This is a genomic window from Burkholderia sp. MSMB1072, assembly GCF_001524725.1.
Lineage (GTDB): Bacteria > Pseudomonadota > Gammaproteobacteria > Burkholderiales > Burkholderiaceae > Burkholderia.
On the sequence record NZ_LOYC01000009.1, the window covers coordinates 26676 to 46790 of the forward strand.

Annotated in this window: 17 protein-coding genes; 7 read left to right on the top strand and 10 right to left on the bottom strand. The window is 70.2% G+C overall.

The window, feature by feature from the left end:
- The first annotated feature begins 66 nt into the window (after nucleotides 1-66).
- A complete protein-coding gene (locus tag WS89_RS02240) occupies nucleotides 67-492 on the top strand; it encodes a helix-turn-helix domain-containing protein (protein WP_059789367.1) in 426 nt (141 codons plus the stop codon).
- A gap of 140 nt (nucleotides 493-632) precedes the next feature.
- On the opposite strand, the gene WS89_RS02245 is transcribed toward WS89_RS02240, so the two are convergent.
- The gene (locus tag WS89_RS02245) at nucleotides 633-1514 is read right to left on the bottom strand and encodes a helix-hairpin-helix domain-containing protein (protein WP_059789368.1); all 882 of its coding nucleotides are present in this window, start codon (nucleotides 1512-1514) and stop codon (nucleotides 633-635) included.
- A 182-nt stretch (nucleotides 1515-1696) separates the two neighbouring features.
- Complete coding sequence (locus tag WS89_RS02250; RefSeq protein WP_059789369.1) at nucleotides 1697-3232, bottom strand: sigma-70 family RNA polymerase sigma factor; 1536 nt, start codon at nucleotides 3230-3232, stop codon at nucleotides 1697-1699.
- A gap of 297 nt (nucleotides 3233-3529) precedes the next feature.
- Here WS89_RS02250 and WS89_RS02255 point away from each other — a divergent pair, with 297 nt between their 5' ends.
- Nucleotides 3530-3958: a hypothetical protein gene (locus WS89_RS02255; RefSeq protein ID WP_059789370.1), complete on the top strand. Its 429-nt coding sequence runs from the start codon at nucleotides 3530-3532 to the stop codon at nucleotides 3956-3958.
- Between the two features lie 33 nt (nucleotides 3959-3991).
- The gene (locus tag WS89_RS02260) at nucleotides 3992-4957 is read left to right on the top strand and encodes an SH3 domain-containing protein (protein ID WP_059789371.1); all 966 of its coding nucleotides are present in this window, start codon (nucleotides 3992-3994) and stop codon (nucleotides 4955-4957) included.
- Nucleotides 4958-5077: 120 nt separating this feature from the next.
- Here WS89_RS02260 and ilvD read toward each other — a convergent pair whose 3' ends face one another.
- The 5 genes from ilvD to WS89_RS02285 all read right to left on the bottom strand — a co-directional run bounded on the left by ilvD (nucleotide 5078) and on the right by WS89_RS02285 (nucleotide 12706).
- Nucleotides 5078-6937 (bottom strand): dihydroxy-acid dehydratase, encoded by a 1860-nt coding sequence (gene ilvD / locus WS89_RS02265; RefSeq protein ID WP_059500736.1) that lies wholly within the window; start codon nucleotides 6935-6937, stop codon nucleotides 5078-5080.
- A gap of 317 nt (nucleotides 6938-7254) precedes the next feature.
- Nucleotides 7255-8277, bottom strand: a complete 1023-nt coding sequence (locus WS89_RS02270; protein ID WP_059789372.1) for an Ldh family oxidoreductase — start codon at nucleotides 8275-8277, stop codon at nucleotides 7255-7257.
- Nucleotides 8270-9862, bottom strand: a complete 1593-nt coding sequence (locus tag WS89_RS02275) for an aldehyde dehydrogenase (NADP(+)) (protein WP_059789373.1) — start codon at nucleotides 9860-9862, stop codon at nucleotides 8270-8272. Before WS89_RS02275 ends, WS89_RS02270 begins: the two co-directional genes overlap by 8 nt.
- Nucleotides 9863-9933: 71 nt before the next feature.
- Nucleotides 9934-11559, bottom strand: coding sequence for an APC family permease (locus tag WS89_RS02280; RefSeq protein WP_059500733.1), 1626 nt, complete (start codon nucleotides 11557-11559; stop codon nucleotides 9934-9936).
- A gap of 226 nt (nucleotides 11560-11785) precedes the next feature.
- Nucleotides 11786-12706 (bottom strand): dihydrodipicolinate synthase family protein, encoded by a 921-nt coding sequence (locus tag WS89_RS02285; RefSeq protein WP_059789374.1) that lies wholly within the window; start codon nucleotides 12704-12706, stop codon nucleotides 11786-11788.
- A gap of 251 nt (nucleotides 12707-12957) precedes the next feature.
- On the opposite strand from WS89_RS02285, the gene WS89_RS02295 reads away from it, so the two are divergent.
- From WS89_RS02295 to WS89_RS02310, 4 genes are all read left to right on the top strand, one after another.
- Nucleotides 12958-13890: a 4-hydroxyproline epimerase gene (locus tag WS89_RS02295; RefSeq protein WP_059789703.1), complete on the top strand. Its 933-nt coding sequence runs from the start codon at nucleotides 12958-12960 to the stop codon at nucleotides 13888-13890.
- Nucleotides 13887-15014, top strand: coding sequence for an NAD(P)/FAD-dependent oxidoreductase (locus WS89_RS02300; protein ID WP_059789376.1), 1128 nt, complete (start codon nucleotides 13887-13889; stop codon nucleotides 15012-15014). Before WS89_RS02295 ends, WS89_RS02300 begins: the two co-directional genes overlap by 4 nt.
- A gap of 205 nt (nucleotides 15015-15219) precedes the next feature.
- Nucleotides 15220-15453 (top strand): 2Fe-2S iron-sulfur cluster-binding protein, encoded by a 234-nt coding sequence (locus WS89_RS02305; protein ID WP_012338331.1) that lies wholly within the window; start codon nucleotides 15220-15222, stop codon nucleotides 15451-15453.
- Nucleotides 15450-16718: an NAD(P)/FAD-dependent oxidoreductase gene (locus WS89_RS02310; RefSeq protein WP_059789377.1), complete on the top strand. Its 1269-nt coding sequence runs from the start codon at nucleotides 15450-15452 to the stop codon at nucleotides 16716-16718. Before WS89_RS02305 ends, WS89_RS02310 begins: the two co-directional genes overlap by 4 nt.
- 70 nt (nucleotides 16719-16788) lie before the next feature.
- Here the strand turns inward: WS89_RS02310 and WS89_RS02315 are convergent, their stop codons facing one another.
- The 3 genes from WS89_RS02315 to WS89_RS02325 all read right to left on the bottom strand — a co-directional run bounded on the left by WS89_RS02315 (nucleotide 16789) and on the right by WS89_RS02325 (nucleotide 20009).
- Nucleotides 16789-17067 carry a hypothetical protein gene (locus WS89_RS02315; RefSeq protein WP_059783792.1) on the bottom strand — a complete coding sequence of 93 codons (279 nt, stop codon included), beginning with the start codon at nucleotides 17065-17067 and terminating at the stop codon, nucleotides 16789-16791.
- 96 nt (nucleotides 17068-17163) lie between these two features.
- Nucleotides 17164-18492 (bottom strand): cytochrome-c peroxidase, encoded by a 1329-nt coding sequence (locus WS89_RS02320; RefSeq protein WP_082741786.1) that lies wholly within the window; start codon nucleotides 18490-18492, stop codon nucleotides 17164-17166.
- A 53-nt stretch (nucleotides 18493-18545) separates the two neighbouring features.
- On the bottom strand, nucleotides 18546-20009 hold the full coding sequence (locus WS89_RS02325) for a metallophosphoesterase family protein (RefSeq protein ID WP_059789379.1): 1464 nt from the start codon (nucleotides 20007-20009) through the stop codon (nucleotides 18546-18548).
- Nucleotides 20010-20115: the final 106 nt, after the last annotated feature.

A 20115-nucleotide genomic window follows, 5' to 3' on the forward strand; every position in this document is an offset into this window, starting at 1 on the left:
CCACCGGGCTTGTCTGCGTGAAGTCGAGCGACTATCTTGCAACTTCAAGTTCACTTGAGGTCAAGCATGAGCCGACTGGACATCGCAGACGTGGCGCAGCGCACGGGATTGCCCGCGTCGACGCTGCGCTACTACGAGGAAAAGGGGCTGATCGTGCCGATCGGCCGGCACGGGCTGCGGCGGCAATACGACGCGTCGGTGCTGGAGCGCCTGGCGTTGATCGCGCTCGGCCGGGAGGCCGGTTTCTCGCTCGACGACATTCTCGCGATGGTCGGCGCCGACGGTCGGCCCGCGATCGATCGCGCGAAGCTCGATGGCAAGGCCGACGAGCTCGACCGCACGATCCGCCGTCTCGGCGCGGTGCGCGATGCGCTGCGGCATGCGGCCGTGTGCCCGGCGGCGAACCATCTCGAGTGCCCGTCGTTCCGGAAGCTGCTGCGTATTGCCGCGCATCGTCATCCGGCACGCCGCGCGAAGGCGGAAAGCGCGTAGGCGGCGAGCCTGCGCGACGGGGGCATAGCGGTAGCGATTCGACGGGAGGGTGGTGACGTGGCGAGTTCGACGTGCCGGATCGTCCAAAGGGGATGCCGTTGATGCCGCCTTCGACGTCGGCAACACCGTCGACACATGACTCACCCCGCGTAATACACGCGGCATTCCATCTCGCGCCCGCGCACGATCCGCTTGCCGACGAGCGCGCCGTACGTTTCGGTGAAGACGGTGCGCTGGTGCTCGCACTGCACGGCGTCGTAGAAGTAGAGCGAGACCCAGTCGGTCGAGCGCCCGGCTTCCGGCGTGCGCATCGCGGCATGCTGGCTCAGCACCGTGAAATGCCAGCCGCCCTTGGTCATGTGCATCACGGGCGGCGGCACGTAACCGTCCGCGTTCAGGCGCCGGTGCGTGAGCCTCGGCAGCACGCCGGCGGCCGCCTTGTTGCGGTACTGGCGATCGATGTAAAGCAGCAGTTCGACGGGCGGTTCCGTGCCGGGATCGGTGTTTTGCATGTGACCTTGCCAGCGCCGGCGGCGGCTCAGCACGTCGTCGAGTGCGGCGCGGATGCCGGCCGCGCGTCGCGGGCCGACGCCCGCGATCGTTTCTAGCTGGCCGTTGCGGGCCGCGCGTTCGAGCTCCTCCAGCGTGTCGATGTGCAGTGCGTCATGAATGCGCAGCGCGAGCGCGTGGCCGATGCCCGGCACCGCTTCGAAGGCCGATGCGCGCTCGGCATCGCCGCGCAGGCGATCGAGCTGGCGCCAGCGCCCCGTCACCAGCAGCTCGGCGATCGCCTGCGCGACGCCCGCGCCGATGTCGGGCAGCGCGCCGAGCGCTTCGACGCCGCCGGTTTCGAATACGCCGCGGATGTCGCGGTCGAGCGCGTCGACCGTATCGGCCGCCGCACGGTACGCGGCGACCCGGTACGGGTTCGCGCCCTGGTCGACAAGCCACTGCGCGGCCTCGCGCAGGCACGCCGCGATGGGCCGGTTTTCCTCGTACGTCTGACTGACGGTCGACTGCATGGCGAGGGACCCGGAAAGCACAAACGGAATGGGCGCGACGAGTGGCGCGCCGGTCGGCTGTCAACCATCGTCGCGACGCGCGATGAAGAAAGTTTGATGCGCGCCAATGACAAACGTAGCACAGGCGCGCAGCGTACGGTCGTGCCGGAACGCGGCATGACCGTGCGTTGCGCTCGGGGCGGTCAAGCGTCGAGAAACGACTGCGCGTTCTCGGCCTCGGCGGCCGTACGCAGCGCGGCGAGCGCCCGTTTCTCGATCTGCCGCACGCGCTCGCGCGACATCCCCGCATCCTGCGCGATCGCGTCGTAGGTGTCGGGCTCGGCGCCGCCGAGGCCGAACCGCCGGCGCAGCACGTCGGCCTCGGTCGGCGTGACCGACCGCAGCAGCGACCGCACGCATTCGCGCATGCGCGTGTCGGCCAGTTGCTCGAACGGGCTGGCCGAGGCCTGATCCTCGATCAATTCCACGAGGCCGGTGTCCGCGTCGGGCAGCGGCGTGTCGAGCGAGACCGGCTCGGCGGGCAGCGCAAGCACCGCGCGCAGTTTGTCTTCGTCGAGGCCGGTTTCGACCGCGAGCTCGGCCGGCGTGGCCCGCCGGCCCGTGCGCTGGCGAAAGCGCAGCGCATGCCGCTGCACGCGCTGGTACTGATCTCCGACGTGCACCGGCACGCGGATCGTGCGCGCGCGATCCGCGACCGCGCGCGCGATCGCCTGGCGAATCCACCAGGTCGCATAGGTCGAGAACTTGAAGCCGCGCCGGTATTCGAATTTCTCGATCGCGCGCATCAGGCCGAGACAGCCGTCCTGCACGAGGTCGGACAGGTCGACGCCGCGGTTCAGGTACTTGCGCGCGATCGACAGCACGAGCCGCAGGTTCGCCTCGAGCATCGCACGCGTCGCGTCGCGCACCTTCTGCTGGCCGTCGCTCAGTGCGGCTGCGAGCGCGCGCCGGGCGACCGCGTCGAAGCACGCCGCGTCGACCGCCGACGGATCGTGGGCGGCGGCCGCGAGTGCGCGTATCGTACGGCCCGCGTCGTCGGCGGCCGGCGCGACCCACGGGAGCGAACCGAGCAGGGCGGCCACGTGGTTGCGCGCGTCGCGGTATTCGGCCGAACGGCTGCCATGCGCATGCAATGCGCCGCGCAGCGTTGACACCGCTGGGTGCAGCGCATCGTAGCGGGCGGGCGCGGGCGCACCGGCGTCGTCGTCATCGGGCGAGCCGGTCGAGCCGGCGCTGCCCGTCGCGCGATGACGCTCGAGCAGCGCGTCGACCGCGGGCGGATAGCCGGCGATCGCGTGCAGTACCTGATGGCGGCCCGTTTCGATCTCGCGGGCGAGCACGATTTCGCCTTCGCGCGTGAGCAGCGGCACCGCGTGCATGCGCCGCATGTAGAGCGCGAGCGGATCGGTCGACGCGCTCGTGCCGCGCGCGAGGTCGCCGAGCATGGCTCGGCCTTCGTCGAGCGCGTCGCGATCGACCTCGACCGGCGCCGCGCCGGCGAACGGCGCAGGCACGGCCGGCTCGTCGAGTACCGCGATGCCGATGTCGGCAAGCGCGGCGCGCACGACGTCGAGCGCGTCGGGGCTGTCGCTTTCGGGCGGCAGCGCGTCCACGAGGTCGGCGTGCGTCAGATAACCTTGCTCGCCGGCAAGCGCCAGCAACTGGATGATCGGATCGAGCGGTGTGTCCGCCCGGGAAGTGGGGCGTGGCGTAGTCATGTCGATGGCGGCGCGAGCCGCGTTCCTGTCTGGGCGGGCCGAAGCTCGCCGGTTTGCGGGTGCCGGTGGATCGCGGACGCCCGTCCGCGCCGGTCAGCCCGACATCGTTCAAGTTGAGGGCATTTGGCCCAACTTCAACGTTGGCGCCGCGGACGGGTCAGCACGCGGCGTGCCTGCTTCGCCGTCCGGGAGAGGAAACAAAAAGTAACCGATCATACGCGCGGAAATCTGCAGGGGACGTAAGCTAGAGTCAGGCGCGCGCCCGGCGGCGACGCGCGAATTCTGCCGGAGTACGAGATGAACCCCATTTTCGCCGCGAGGCCCGCCGCCGTCGCGCTGGCCGCACTGGCGCTTGGCGGCTGCTACTACACGAGCCCGTACGGTTACGCACCTTATTACGCGCCGGTGCCTGCCGCGGTGACGCAGCGCGACATTCCGGTCGCAACGGCCGCATCGGCGCCGGCCCAGTCGACCGTGCCGCAGGCGCAGGTCGACACCGACACGGCGGTTCCCGTGTATGTCGCCCCGGCCTACGTGCCGCCGCCGTATCCGTATCCGTATTACTACCCGGCGTACTACTCGGGCTGGTACGGGCCGCCCGTGACGATCGGCTTCTGGGGCCGCTGGGGCGGCGGATACTGGGGCGGGCGCGGCGGGTACTGGCATCGTCCGTGGGGCGGCGGTCATTGGGGCGGCGGTCACTGGGGCGGCGGCCATCGGCACTGACCGGCGAGCATCGGCGCGACGCGGGAGAGCATCATGAGGAACACGATTGTCCGAAGTCTGTGCGTCGTCCTGGCCGGCCTCGCGGTCGCACCGGGCGTTGCCGATGCGCAGAGCAGCGCTTACACGAATTCGCCGGCCGAGCTGTATGCCGGGCCTGCGCCCGATTATCCGGTGGTCGCGCAGATTCCGCCCGGCACCGCGCTGGACGTATTCGGCTGCCTGAGCGACTACACGTGGTGCGACGTCGCATTGCCGGGCGTGCGCGGCTGGATCGATGCGCAGTTGCTCGACTATCCGTACCAGGGGAGCTACGTGCCGTTGCTCGAATATGGCGCGATCATCGGCGTGCCGGTGACCGGGTTCGCGATCGGCGCGTACTGGGATCGCTATTACCGGCACCGCCCGTGGTATCCCGACCGCGATCGCTGGGCGCATCGTCCGGAGCCGAGGCTCGGCCCCGGCGGCGTGCCGCCGGCGCAAGGGCGTCCGCAACCGGGCGTGCCGATGCAGGTCGCGCCGGGCGGCCCGCCGCCCGTGCACGACACGCGGCCGTCGGCGACGCGCGGCGGCTGGAACGGCGCGAACCGCGTGCCGGCGCCGGCGGCACCGGCACTGACGCCGCAAACGCCGCCGACGCCGATGCCGGGCGGGATGGGTAACGCGCGTCCGGCCAGCCCGCCGACGCCGATGCCGGGTGGGGTGGGTAATGCGCGTCCGGCCAGCCCGCCGACGCCGATGCCGGGCGGGGCGGGTAATACGCGCCCGGCCAGCCCGCCGGCGCCGACGCCGATGCCCGGTGGGGCGGGTAATACGCGTCCGGCCAGCCCACCGCCGGCGGTGCTGCGCCCGCCGCCTGCGCCCGGCGGAGAGGGCCGTGCGATGCCGCCGCCGGTACGCCAGGGTGGCGGGGGCGGCGGTTATGCACGGCCGCAAGGCGGCGGAAACGGTGGCGGCAACCACGGCGGCGGGGGCGGCGGCCCCGACGAACTCCGTCACTGACAGGGTCGGCGCCGCGGGTGCTCCGGGCGCCGGACGAAAAAAAACCGCTCCGGAGAGCGGCTTTTGGATCGGGCAAGCGGAGCGAGGTAAGGCGCTACCGGTCGCCCGTAGCCCGCGGCATCAGTCGTCGAGCAGCGACAGATCGCGCACGGCGCCCTTGTCGGCCGACATGACCAGCTTCGCGTACGCCTTCAGCGCCGCGGACACCTTGCGCGGACGCGGCTGCGCGGGCTTCCAGCCCTTCGCGTTCTGTTCTTCGCGGCGGCGCGCCAGCTCTTCGTCCGACACCAGCACGTCGATCGTGCGATTCGGAATGTCGATGCGGATCCGGTCGCCGTCGCGCACGAGGCCGATCGCGCCGCCCGCTGCCGCTTCCGGCGAGCAATGGCCGATCGACAGACCCGACGTGCCGCCCGAAAAACGGCCGTCCGTCAGCAGCGCGCACGCCTTGCCGAGCCCCTTCGACTTGATGTAGCTGGTCGGGTAGAGCATTTCCTGCATGCCCGGGCCGCCCTTCGGGCCTTCGTAGCGCACGATCACCACGTCGCCGGCCTTGACCTTGTCGTTCAGAATGTTCTCGACCGCTTCGTCCTGCGATTCGGTCACGTGCGCCGAGCCTTCGAACACGAGGATGCTCTCGTCGACGCCGGCCGTCTTCACCACGCAGCCGTCGAGCGCGATGTTGCCCGTCAGCACGGCGAGGCCGCCTTCCTTCGAGAACGCATGCTCGTACGAGCGGATGCAGCCTTCGGCGCGGTCGAGGTCGAGGCTCGGCCAGCGCGTGTCCTGGCTGAACGCGACCTGCGTCGGGATGCCGGCCGGGCCGGCCAGGTAGAACGTGCGCACGGCTTCGTCCTGCGTGCGGACGATGTCCCACTGGTCGAGCGCATCCTTCAGCGTCGGCGCGTGCACGGTCGGCACGTCGGTGTGCAACTTGCCCGCACGGTCGAGCTCGCCGAGGATCGCCATGATGCCGCCTGCGCGGTGCACGTCCTCGATGTGGTACTTGTTCGTGTTCGGCGCGACCTTGCACAGCTGCGGCACGGTGCGCGACAGGCGATCGATGTCCTTCATCGTGAAGTCGATGCCGGCTTCCTGCGCGATCGCCAGCAGGTGCAGGATCGTGTTGGTCGAACCGCCCATCGCGATGTCGAGCGTCATCGCGTTCTCGAACGCCTTGAAGCCGACCGAGCGCGGCAGCACGCGTTCGTCGTCCTGCTCATAGTGCTGGCGGGTCAGCTCGACGATGCGGCGCCCGGCGCGCTTGAACAGCTGTTCGCGATCGGCGTGCGTGGCGACCACCGTGCCGTTGCCGGGCAGCGACAGGCCGAGCGCTTCGGTCAGGCAGTTCATCGAGTTCGCGGTGAACATGCCCGAGCACGAGCCGCAGGTCGGGCACGCCGAGCGTTCGACTTCGGCGACGTCGGCATCCGAATACGACTGGTCGGCCGCGATCACCATCGCGTCGACGAGGTCGAGCTTCTTCAGCTCGACGGTCTTGGTGACCGGGTTCGCGAGACGCGTCTTGCCGGCTTCCATCGGGCCGCCCGACACGAAGATCACCGGAATGTTCAGGCGCATCGCGGCCATCAGCATCCCCGGCGTGATCTTGTCGCAGTTCGAGATGCACACCATCGCGTCCGCGCAGTGCGCGTTCACCATGTATTCGACCGAGTCGGCGATGATGTCGCGGCTCGGCAGCGAATACAGCATGCCGTCATGGCCCATCGCGATGCCGTCGTCGACCGCGATCGTGTTGAATTCCTTCGCGACGCCGCCGGCAGCCTCGATCTCGCGCGCGACGAGCTGGCCGAGATCCTTCAGGTGCACGTGCCCGGGCACGAACTGGGTGAACGAGTTGACGACCGCGATGATCGGCTTCGAGAAATCGTCGTCTTTCATGCCGGTGGCGCGCCACAGCGAGCGCGCACCTGCCATGTTGCGGCCGGCGGTAGAGGTTTTGGAACGGTAAGTGGGCATGGTGATGGCTGAAGAAATATCGCGGGAAAAGGGTGGGGGCTCGGGAATAAAGGCCCCTCTCGCGCCCGTGCGAACAACCTCTTGAGCTGCGCCCTGGGCAAACTTCGCGATTATCCCACAGCCGCCGGGCCGGCGGCGCCGGCGGGAGCGGGCGAGCGGCGCGCCGCGCCGGGGGCGGCAGAATGCACGAAGGCCACCAAGCCCACCAAGCCCACCAGGCACGACACCCGATGCAAACCATTGCCGGCGCAACCGGGCGGCGGCTTCATCGCCCGTCCCGCCGACGATGAAGCCGCACCGTGCCGCCCGATCGCGCATCAGTCGAGCAGCGTCAGGATCTCGTCGTACAGCGCCTTCGGAATCCGCACGCCGTTCGCGATGCTACGCGCGCGGGCGTCGAAGCGCCGTTGCGACGGCAGCCGCGCGCCCTGCGCGACGATCGATTCGAACATCCGCTCACCGCGCGCGAGCCCCGCGTCGAGATCGTCGCCGAGAAACACCTTCGGATCGAACGCGATCACGAGTTCGCCATGGCAGGGCGTCGCGCCGACGCCTTCGTCGAAGTCCATCGATTCCCGGCTCGTCATGTCGCCGATCAGCGCCCCGCCGAGCAGCTCGACCATCGCCGCCAGCGCCGAACCCTTGTGGCCGCCGAACGTGCGCATCGCGCCTTGCAGCGCGGCCTTCGGGTCGGTGGTCGGCTGGCCGTCCGCGTCGATCGCCCAGTGCGACGGAATCGCCTTGCCCTGTTTCGCGTGCAGCTCGATGTCGCCGCGCGCGATCGCGCTCGTCGCGAAATCGAACACGAATGGCTCGCCGTCCGGGCGCGGCCACGCGAACGCGATCGGGTTGGTGCCGAACACCGGCTCGCGGCCGCCTTCCGGCGCGACCCAGCTATGGCTCGGGTTCATCGCGATGCCGACCAGCCCTTCGGCGGCGATCGCCTCGACCTCGGGCCACAGCGCGGAGAAGTGATAACAGTGGTTGATCGCCATCGCGGCGATGCCGTGCTGCTTCGCCATCTCGACGAGCACCGGCAACCCGGTCTCGAAGCTCAGCAGCGAGAAGCCGCGATGCGCGTCGACCGCGACGATCGACGACGACAGCCGGCGCAGCGTCGGCACGGCCTGCGGATCGACCTTGCCCTTCTTCAGCGAGCGCACGCACACGAGCAGCCGGTACACGCCGTGCGAGTGGCACTCGTCGCGCTGGCCCTGCGCGATCACGTTGGCGATGGCCCGCGCATGCGCGTCGGACATCCCGTTGTGCGTCAGCACGCGCAGCGCGAGCGCGTGGACTTCGTCGAGCGACAGGACGACTTCGGCGGTGCGCTCAGACATGGCTCACCTCGCGCGGCGCGGGCACGCCGTCGATGCGTTGCGGCACGTGCAGCGGATTGCTGCTGCGGATCGCGTCCGGCAGCAGCGCGTCCGGCACGTCCTGGTACGACACGGGGCGCAGGAAGCGCTCGATCGCGCGGGCGCCGACCGACGTCGTGCGCGTGTCGGACGTCGCCGGGAACGGGCCGCCGTGCACCATCGCGTGGCCGACCTCGACACCCGTGCCGAAACCGTTGACGAGGATGCGACCGGCCTTGCGTTCGAGCGTCGGGCGCAGCGCGGCGAACAGCGTCGCGTCGCCGTCGGCGAGATGCGCGGCGATCGTCAACTGGCCTTCGAGCGATTTCAGCACGCGATGCAGCGTGTCGGCGTCCGGGCAGCGCACGATCAGCGACGCAGGGCCGAACACTTCGTCGCGCAATTCGCGGTGCGCGACGAATGCGTCGGCGGACGTCGCGAACAGCGCCGCGCGGGCCTGGTGACGGCCGCCTTCCGCGCCTTCGGCCAGCAGTTCGACCGCATCGTGGGCGCGCAGCGCCGCGACGCCTTGCGCATAGCTCGCGTGGATATGGGGTGTCAGCATCGTTTGTGCGGCCGCCGCGCGCACCGCATCGGCCGCCGCGGCTTCGAACGCGCGCAGCGCGGGGCCGTCGATCGCGAGTACGAGGCCCGGGTTCGTGCAGAACTGGCCGGCGCCGAGCGTGAGCGACGCGACGAGCTGCGGTGCGATGGTGTCGTGACGGGCCTCGAGCGCGGCGGGGCACAGCAGCACGGGATTGATCGAGCTCATTTCCGCATAGACGGGGATCGGCTCGGCTCGCGCGGCCGCGATATGCATCAGCGCCACGCCGCCGCGGCGCGAGCCGGTGAAACCGACGGCCTTGATGCGCGGATCGGCGACCAGCGCCTGGCCGATCTCGCGCGACGCGTCGAACAGCAGCGAGAACACGCCGGCCGGCATCCCGCATTCGCGCGCGGCCTGCTGGATCGCACGGCCGACGAGCGCCGACGTGCCCGGATGCGCGGAATGCGCCTTGACGATCACCGGGCAGCCGGCCGCCAGCGCCGACGCCGTGTCGCCGCCGGCCACCGAGAATGCGAGCGGGAAGTTCGATGCGCCGAACACGGCCACGGGCCCGACCGCGACGTTGCGCAGGCGCAGGTCGACGCGCGGCAGCGGCTTGCGCTCGGGGCGCGCCGGGTCGATACGCGCGTCGAGAAACCCGCCGTCGCGCACGAGCGACGCGAACAGCGCGAGCTGGCCGACCGTGCGGCCGCGTTCGCCTTCGATGCGCGCGCGCGGCAGCCCCGTTTCGACGACGCAGCGCTCGATCAGGTCGTCGCCGAGCGTCATGATGTGGCGGCCGATCGCGTCGAGGAACGCGGCGCGGGCGTCGAGCGACGTTTCGCGATACGTGTCGAACGCATCGTCGGCGAGTGCGCACGCCGTTTCCAGGTCGTGCAGGCTCGCGCCGCCGAACGCCGGTTCGAGCGGTTCGCCGGTGGCGGCGGCGAGCGCGTGGAAGGTGCCGTTCTGTCCGGCGACGGCCGATTGGCCGATCAGGAGCTGACCTGTGAGTTGCATGGTTTTCCTCGGGAAAAACGGGGCCGGGCGTGCTGCGCCCGGCCGATGGAAGGGGAAAGGGCGCGGGCGCGTCAGTCCTCGTCGTCGTCGAGTTGCAGCTTGTCGGCGCGCACGCCGGTGTGGGCGCCCCAGTAGTAGATGACGAGCGCGACGGCCGCGACGACGACCGTGTCGTACGGATGCGCGAGCCGGCCCGTGCCGCCGAAGCCGCCGAGATACGACAGCACGATCATCGACGCATAGAACGCGATCAGCCACGCGGACGAACGCACTTGCTCGGCAAGGCTCAGGTGCGCGGTCGGCACCCAGCGGCGGCACGCGAGATAGATCGCGAACATCGCGATCTGCAGGCCGAGCAGCCAGGACACCGTGCTCCAGCCCGACCAGTAGACGATCAGCGCGGCGATCACGAACGACGCGGGGCCGGTGATGCCGAACGCGCTGGCGCGGAACGGCCGCGGCAGGTCGGGCGCGGTGCGGCGCAGCGCGGCGACCGACACGGGCGCGACCGCATAGCTGAGCACCAGCGCGGCCGACACGATGTTGATCAGCGCTTCCCACGACGGGAACGGCAGCGTCCAGAAGATCGCGAGGCCGAAGGTGAGCCACAGGCCCGCGCGCGGGATGCCCGACGCTTCGTCGACGCGCGTGAACACCTTGAAGAACGTGCCCGTCTTCGCCCAGCCGTAGACGACGCGCGGCGTCGCGTTCATGTAGATGTTGCCGCAGCCGCTCGGCGAGATCATCGCGTCGGCGACGACCATCACCGCGAGCCAGCCGACGCCGAGCGCGAGGGCGATGTCGCGGTACGGCAGCGAGAATGCCTTGCTCACGTCGTGCCAGCCGGCGGCGAGCATCGCCGTCGGGATGCTGCCGATGAACGCGAGTTGCAGCAGCACGTAGATCAGCGTCGACAGCAGGATCGACAGGATCAGCGCGATCGGGATCGTGCGCTGCGGATTGCGCACTTCGCTCGCGACCGACACGATCGGCGTGAGCCCGAGATACGCGAAGATGATGCCGCCGGCCGACACGGCCATCTCGATGCCCGGCATGCCGAACGGCGCGAAGCCGTGCACGGTCAGGTTCGCGGGCTTGAAGAACACGAACAGCACCGCGATCACCGACAGCGGCACGATGAACTTGAAGAGGCTGATGATGTTGTTCGCCTTCGCGAACGTCTTCACGCTCGAATAGTTCAGGTAAAAGAAGAAGCACAGCAGCGCTGCCTGCACGAGCCAGCCGAGCGTGGTCGGGTCGCTCGACCCGACGACCGTCAGGCCCGGAAACCATGCGGCCGCGTACTGGCGCGCGGCGACGACTTCGATCGCGATCAGGCTCGAGAACGCGATCAGCGTGATGAAGCCCATCAGGTAGCCGAGCAGCGGGCCGTGCGAGAACACCGGGTAGCGCACCACGCCGCCGGCGCGCGGCAGCGCGGCGCCGAGTTCGCAGTAGACGATGCCGAGCAGCAGCACCGCGAAGCCGCCGAGCAGCCACGAAAAGATGCCGGCCGGGCCCGCGATCGTCGACACGTGACTCGCGGCGAACAGCCACCCCGAGCCGAAAATGGCGCCGAGACCGATGAACGTGAGATCGGTCAGCGACAACTGTTTCTTGAACTTGCCGTGACCCGCGCCGGGGTGCGCGGAACGGGAAAGCGGGACGGACGGGTGAGCATTGCCTTGGCCTGGCATGGGCGTGTCTCCTGGGGAATGTCGGTGCAGGCGCACGTGGCGCGCGCTCCGACGGAGCAGCGCACACGCCTGCCGGCCGGCGTCGCCCGGTTCGAACGACCGGGGCGGGCCGCGGCCCGTTCACGCGCGGCGCGGGCTGGCGCCGGGGCGAACGGGCCCGCGGGCCATGCCGGACCGCGGACGGCGACGCACCGGGCAAACCCGCGCGCCGCCGCAGGGGCGTCGATCAGAGAGCGACGTCGGGCAGCGCAGGGCGCGTTTCAAGCGCCTTCGCGACGATGGCCTTCACTTCCGCGAGCGTGTCGCCTTGCAGCGCGAGGCGCGGCGGACGCGTGACCGCGCTGCCGCGGCCGACCAGTTCTTCGCACAGCTTGATGCACTGCACGAGGTCCGGGCGTGCGTCGAGGTGCAGCAGCGGCATGAACCAGCGATACAGCGCGAGCGCTTCGTCGAAGCGCTTTTGCTTCGCGAGGCGGAACAGCGTCTCGCCTTCCTTCGGGAACGCGTTCGACATGCCCGACACCCAGCCTTCGGCGCCGACCGCGATGCTCTCGACCACGACGTCGTCGAGGCCCGCGAACAGCACGAAGCGATCGCCGACTGCATTGCGCAGGTCGATGAAGCGACGCGTATCGCCCGACGAATCCTTGAAGCAGACGATGTTCTCGCAATCCTGCAGCGCGATCAGCACGTCGGGCGTGACGTCGTTCTTGTAGATCGGCGGGTTGTTGTAGACCATCACCGGCAGGTCGGTGCTCGTCGCGACCGCCCGGAAGTGCGTGGCGGTTTCGTGCGGCTTCGCCGAGTACACGAGCGCGGGCATTACCATCACGCCGTCGACGCCGACGCGCTGCGCCTCCCGCACCGTGTTGCGCGCGAATTCGGTCGTGAATTCGGCGATGCCGGCGATCACCGGAATCTTGCCGCCGGCCGCGTCGCGTGCGGCCTCGATGACCTGGAGCTTCTCGCTCGTCGACAGCGACGTGTTCTCGCCGACCGTGCCGCAGACCACGAGGCCCGACACGCCGTCGTTCACCAGGTTCTTGACCACGCGGTGCGTGGCGTCGATGTCGAGGGAAAAGTCCGGCTTGAACTGGGTGCTGACGGCCGGGAAAACCCCGGTCCACTGAATGGCTTTGCGGCTCACTGAAATCTCCTACGTTCGTATCGGTCGGCCGACGGGTGTGTCGGTGTGGCAACCAGTATCGCCGCGCAAACGCCCATCACGCTTGAGTCGTATCGCGGAGCAAAATGACGAAATCGGCACAACGGCCGGCGGGGGCGCGAAGGGCGTATCGCACTATGCCGATTTCGTCGTCGTCCTCATCGAAAAGCCACAAGCGGACGGACGCGCGACGGAGGAAGCTATGCTCCTTTCCCCACTTCGGACAGCTCATGATGAAGCGCATCCAGATCATCGATTCGCACACGGGCGGCGAGCCCACTCGGCTCGTCGTGTCCGGTTTTCCGTTGCTCGGCAACGGCACCATGGCGGACCGACGCGACGTGCTCGCGCGCGAGCACGACCGTTACCGCACCGCGTGCATCCTGGAGCCGCGCGGCAGCGACGTGCTGGTCGGCGCGCTGCTGTGCGACCCGGTAGCGGCCGACGCAGCGGCCGGCGTGATCTTCTTCAACAATAGCGGTTATCTCGGGATGTGCGGGCATGGCACGATCGGCGTCGTGCGCACGCTGCATCACATGGGACGCATCGCGCCCGGCGTGCACCGGATCGAGACGCCGGTCGGCACCGTCGAGGCGACGCTGCACGACGACCTGTCGGTCAGCGTGCGCAACGTGCCCGCGTATCGCCACGCGCAGGGCGTCGAAGTTGACGTGCCGGGATACGGCCCCGTGAAGGGCGACGTCGCGTGGGGCGGCAACTGGTTCTTCCTGGTCAGCGACCACGGGCAGCGCGTCGCCGGCGACAACGTCGCGGCGCTCACCGCGTATGCGTCGGCCGTGCGCGAAGGGCTCGAACGCGCGGGCATCACCGGCGCGAACGGCGGCGAGATCGATCATATCGAGCTGTTCGCCGACGATCCCCGGCACGACAGCCGCAGCTTCGTGCTGTGCCCGGGCCTCGCCTACGACCGTTCGCCGTGTGGCACCGGCACGAGCGCGAAGCTCGCGTGCCTCGCGGCCGACGGCAAACTCGCGCCGGGCGCCGTGTGGCGGCAGGCGAGCGTGATCGGCAGCGTGTTCCACGCGAGCTACGAGCTGGCCGACGGCGGCATCGTGCCGACGATTCGCGGCAGCGCGCATCTGAGCGCGGAAGCGACGCTGCTGATCGACGAAGACGATCCGTTCGGCTGGGGCATCGGGTCGTGAGCGAAACGAAGACCGACGTCGTGGTGATCGGCGCCGGCATCGTCGGTGCGGCGTGCGCGCACGAACTCGCGCAGCGCGGGTTGCGCGTGCTCGTCGTCGACGACGCGAGCGGCGGCGCGACCGGCGCGGGCATGGGGCACCTCGTCGCGATGGACGACAATGCGGCCGAGCTCGCGCTGAGCCATTACTCGATCGAACTGTGGCGTGCGTTGAGCGGCGAGATGCCCGACGGCTGCGCATACCGCAACTGCGGCACGCTTTGGCTCGCGGCCGATGCGCACGAGATGGATCTCGCGCGCGCGAAGCAGGCGACGCTCGCCGCGCACGGCGTGGCCGGCGCGCTGATCGACGCGGCGGCGCTCGCGCAACTGGAGCCGATGCTGCGCGCGGGCCTCGGCGGCGCGCTGAAGATTCCGGGCGACGCGATCCTCTATGCGCCCGTCACCGCGAACTGGCTGCTGCAGCGCGCGCCGCGCGTCACGCTGCGCCGCGAGCGGGCCGTCGCGGTCGATGGCCCGAACGTGACGCTCGCGAGCGGCGACGTGCTGCGCGCGGAGCGTGTGGTCGTCGCGAACGGCGTGGCGGCGCGCACGCTGCTGCCCGAATTGCCGCTTCGCCCGAAAAAGGGCCATCTGCTGATTACCGACCGCTATCCGGGCCAGGTGTCGCACCAACTCGTCGAGCTGGGCTATGCGGCGAGCGCGCATGCGAGCGACGGCACGTCAGTCGCATTCAACGTGCAGCCGCGGCCGACCGGCCAGTTGCTGATCGGCTCGTCGCGCCAGTTCGACACCGAGGATGCGCAGGTCGAGCCGCCCGTGCTCGCGCGCATGCTGCGCCGCGCGGCCGGCTACCTGCCGGATCTGGCCGACCTGAACGGCATCCGCGCATGGACGGGTTTTCGCTGCGCGAGCCCCGACGGCCTGCCGCTGCTCGGCGAGCACCCGGCGCGGCCGGGCGTATGGCTCGCGGTCGGGCACGAAGGGCTCGGCGTGACGACCGCGCCGGGCAGTGCGCGGCTCGTCGCCGCGCTGATGGCCGGCGAGCGGCCGTCCATCGATATCGAACCGTATTTGCCGGGACGCTTCCTGACCGCGTCCCCCGTAGCCGGAGCGCTGACATGAAACGACCCCCACGCGCACTTCGTTCGCCGTTGGCCGGAGTGGGCGCTTCGGCGCTTACTCCGGTTCCATGCAAGGCGCCCCCCACGGGGGCGGTCAGCCTCTTTGGGGCGGTCCGGCGGAGGCTGACATGAAACGACCCCCACACTCACTTCGTTCGCTGCCCCCCAAGGGGGCGGTCAGCCTCCTTGGGACGGCCCGGCGGAGGCTGATCATTCATCTGGACGGCCGCGCGCTGACGGTGGCCGACGGTGCGACCGTCGCGGCCGCCGTCGCGGCGAGCGGCGACGACACGACGCGCGTGTCGTGCACGGGCGCGGCGCGAGCGCCGTTTTGCGGGATGGGTATCTGTCAGGAATGCCGGATGACGATCGACGGCCGGCGCCGGCTGGCGTGCCAGACGCTGTGCCGCGACGGCATGCAGGTGGAGCGCACGCGATGACACAGGAACGATTGAGCGTCGACGTCGCGATCGTCGGCGCGGGGCCGGCCGGGCTGTCGGCCGCGCGGGCCGCCGCGCGCAGCGGCGCGACCGTTGCGATCGTCGACGACAACCCGCGCGCGGGCGGGCAGATCTGGCGGCAGCCGGCTGCGGCCGCACCGACGCCGGCCGCGGCCGAACGCCTCGCCATCCTGCGGCAGCCGAACGTCACGCATCTCGCGGCGACGCGCATCGTCGCCGAAACGCAGCCGGGTACGCTGCTGCTCGAGGACGACGAGCGCGGGTTGCTGCTCGATTTCCGGACGCTGATTCTCTGCTGCGGCGCCCGCGAGCTGCTGCTGCCGTTCCCGGGCTGGACCCTGCCCGGCGTGACCGGTGCGGGCGGCTTGCAGGCGCTGATCAAGTACGGGCTCGACGTGCGCGGGCAGCGCACGGTGATCGCGGGCAGCGGGCCGCTGCTGCTGGCGAGCGCGGCCACGGCCCGGCAGGCCGGCGCACGCGTGTCGCACGTGCTCGAACAGGCCGCATGGAGCGACGTGGCCGGCTTCGGCGCGGGGCTGTGGCGTTGGCCGTCGAAGCTCGCGCAGGCCGCGAAGCTCGTCACGTCGGCGTATCGGCCCGCTGCGCACGTCGTCGAGGCCTTCGGCGACGTGCGGCTCGAACGCGTGCGGATTCGCCAGGGCGATCGCGAATTCGACGTCGACTGCGACCGGCTCGCGTGCGGCTTCGGCCTCGTGCCGAACACCGTGCTGCCGCGCCATCTCGGCTGCCGGGTCGAGAACGGCGCGGTGGCAGTCGACGCGCATCAGCGTACGAGCCGCGACGGGTATTTCGCGGCGGGCGAATGCACGGGCGTCGGCGGCAGCGAACTGGCAATGGTCGAAGGCGAAATCGCGGGCTACGTGGCGACCGGGCAGACCGCACAACTGGCCGAGCTCGTCGCACGGCGCGCGCACTGGCAGGCTTTCGCGGATGCCGTTCGCGAGCGCTTCGCGATCCGGGAGCCGATCCGCCGGCTCGCGCGGCCCGACACGCTGCTGTGTCGTTGCGAAGACGTGCGCTTCGACGCGGTCGCACGGGAGCCGGGCTGGACGGCCGCCAAACTGCAGTCGCGTTGCGGGATGGGCGCGTGCCAGGGCCGCGTGTGCGGTGCGGCCGCGCAGGCACTGTTCGGCTGGGCGCCGCCGGCGCCGCGCACACCGCTCGTGCCTGCACGGGTCGGCACGCTGATGCTCGACGGTACGGGCTCCTGCGGCGGCGCATGACGCGTGCGGACTGGCGAATACAGGAGTGCGCCGGCCGGACGCGATACCGAAGCGGCAAGCCGCCGCCGTTTCATCGGCCGACTGCGTGCGTGGCGAGGTGCTGGCGGATCAGCGACAGGTAGCGATCGCCGACCGAGAAATCGCGGGCCGCGCGCGGCCGGGCCGGGGCCGGCCGCAGCGTGGCCGGCGCGCTCATGCCCAGATACCGGCACACGGCGGACGGAAAGGGCTTGCGCGTATGCCCGAGCTGACGCGCCGCGCGCTCGACGCGGGCATCGCCGACCTGGGCACGAAGCCACGCCAGCACTTGGCGATCGGTGTCGTTGACGATACGGACCAGATGTTCCATCGCGCGCCTCACTGTTCATAAATACAGTACTGTAAATATAACCAGTAGTTGCGGTAACTGCAAGCGGTGGCGCGCCGACCGGCCGTTCGGCCAGGGTCAGCGCCCTGGTGCGGCGGTGCGCGCGATCCGCGCGTCGGGCGCGGCCGACGCGGCACGGCCGGTATAGCGCGCGTCGGTCAGCGTGCCGAGGAACGCGACGATGTCGTCGATTTCCGCGTCGGTCAGCGCGGGCGGCGTGCCGGGCCGGCGGTTCATCGGCGTCGAGTTGACGTTGATGTTGCCGCGATAGGCGGCCGGCACGTCGTCGAACGTCCTGGCGCCGTGATACCAGAAGCCGGGATCGGTCGAGCGCGTGTTGTAGAACGCGACCGCGTCGCGCAGCGTCGTGAACACGCCGTTGTGCATGAACGTCTGCTTGACCGCGACGTTGCGCAGCCCGGGCGTGCGCAGGTAGCCGCACCATTGCGTCGGTTCGGGCCAGCGCAGCCGTCGCGCCGTGTCGCACAGCCCGTTGTCGAAATGGCGCGGATCGCGGTTCGCCGGCAGCGCGCGGTTGCGCGGCACCGCGATCGCGTCGTAGCCGAAATCGGTGAAGAGCGAGCGTTCCGGGCGGCTCGACGTGTCCGACAGCGTATGGCAGGTCATGCAATTGCCCTTGTCCGGATTCCGGAACAGCGCGAGGCCGCGCATCTCGGCCGGCGCGAGCGGCGTGCGCGTGCGCAGGAACGCGTCGAAGCGCGACGTGAACGGCGCCATCTCGTCGCTCTGCAGATAGGCTTCGACGGCTGCGCCCAGCGCGCGCACCAGTTGCTCGGGATCGCGCCGCACCGGCGCGCCGAAGCGCGCGGCGAGATCGGGCGCAAGTTCGGTGGCATCGACCTTGCGCAGCAGCGCGGCCGGCGACCGGTTGTTCATCTCGTTCGGATCGAACAGCGGCCCGCGGATCTGCTCGGCGAGCGTATCCGCGCGGCCGTCGCTGAACAGGCCGCCGAACGGCGACGGAGCCGGCGCATCGTCGTCCTGGTAGAAGTGGCGGCGCGGCACGTAGCGCACGTACAGCAGCGACGGCGCATTGCGTCGGCTGAAGCGCCCGGGCCGGCTGCCTTCCGGCACGCCGGGCCCCGCGAGCGATGCGGCCGACAGCGTTGGCGCGAACGCGCGGCCCGGATCGTGGCAGCCCGCGCACGACATGCCGCGCGGCTCGGATAGCCGCGGATCGAAGAAGATCCGGCGGCCGAGCGCGACGAGCGTCGGGTCGGGCGCGAAGCGGGCGGTGGCCGCGTCGATCTTGCTCGTCACCTGCGGCGTGCCGTTGCCGATCGTGTCGACGACGCGCGAAGGCGGCGCGCCGGGAAGCAGGACCGTTTCGGCCGGCGCGGCGTGGGCCGCGAGCGTCAGGCCTGCGAGCACGGTCGCGGCAAGCATGTGCAGCGTCTGCCGGCCGCGCCCGCCGTGGCCGTCGCATCGAACTGCTTCCGTCACGGCGCGATGAACCCCGTCTTGTCGCAGGCGAGCGTCGTGCCCGACTGGTCGCACGACGCGAGCCGCTTGCCGGCCGCCGAATACGCATGGAACACCCAGCCCGTCGCCGGTGCCGGTTTGCGCTCCATGATCAGGAAACCGAAGCTGTTATTGTGCGACAGCCGCTCGATCACGGCACCCGGCGCGGGCGTCAAGCCGGCCGGGAACGGGTCAGGCAGCGCGACGTCGAGGTTGTCGCCGCCGTTGCCGGACACGATCGTCGCCGGATGCCCGGACGAGAAGTTGATCGCCTGGAAATCGTGCACGTGGCCGTGCAGCGCGACGTGCACGCCCGGCGGGTAGTACGCCTGCGCGTTGAGGCTCGACATCACCGACTGCAGCGCGAGGTTGCCCGGCGCCGGCGTGCTGCCGGCGATCGGCGCGAACGCGAGGATCGGGTGATGGTTCGTGAAGATCGTCGTCGTCATGCCGGGCTTCGACGCGAGCGATGCGACCGTCTGGAACTGCTTCTGGTAGATGCCGAACTGCGCGTCCGTCGTCTTCAGCGGGGTGCGGCCGACCTTCGCGGTGTCGAACACGATCACCTGCGAGCCGCCGCCGAGCGAAACCGCGTAGGGTTCCGAATAGTTCGCGTTGTTGTCGTTGGCCGGATCGTCGCACGAACGTGCGGCCGAATACGGGCGCGGGTCGAGGAAGCGGAACCAGCCCTGGCCCGCGCGCGCGCATTCCTCGTGATTGCCGCGCACGACGACCCACGGCGCCTTCGCGAGCAACGGCGCGGCCGGGCGGAACAGGTCGGCCTGCCACGTATCCCAGCCATAGCCCCACGGACTGTCCTTGCAGCCGGCGATGTCGGGCGGGCATGCGTTCTCGCGATAGTGGTAGTCGCCGACGTGCAGCACGAGATCGGGCGACAGCTTCGCGACGCTGGCCGCGATCGTGTCGAGCGGCCAGACCGCGGCGTCGTTGCACGCCTGCCATGCGTTGTCGGCCTTCTTCATCCGGCAGCCCGTGTCGGCGATGATCGCGATGCGCTGCGGCTGCGCTTTCGGCAGCGGCAGCGTGCGGCCCGCGACGCTGGCCGCCTGCGCGCCGGCGGGCAACGTCGCCTCGCAGACGGACACCGGGAAGCTCGACGGTTTCGAATCGGCCGGGTCGCTGGCGGTCGGCCGCTGGGCGACGGTCGCGGCGCCCGCGCGCAGCGTCATGCGCGACAGCTTGCCGTCGACGGTCAGTTGCGGGCACGGCGAATCGCCGGCCGACGCAGGCGTGTAGTTCGTGATGGCGCGCGCGATCGCCTGGTTGGCATCGCCGATCTCCACCCATGCGGCCTGGACGTTGACCGACGCGCTGGCCGGATCGTCCGGCGTATCGATGTGATTCGAGCACGCGGACAACGCGGCGAGGGCAACAAGAGGAGCGCAGCGCACGAGCAGCGCGCGCGTGATGAATCGTCGCATGGGAGGGGCGGCACCGTAGGAAAGTCGTCAACGATACGCAGCGCGAATGTAAGAAATATGAAAAACGGGGCGTGACGGGGCGCACGCCGGCGGCCTTGACTTCAAG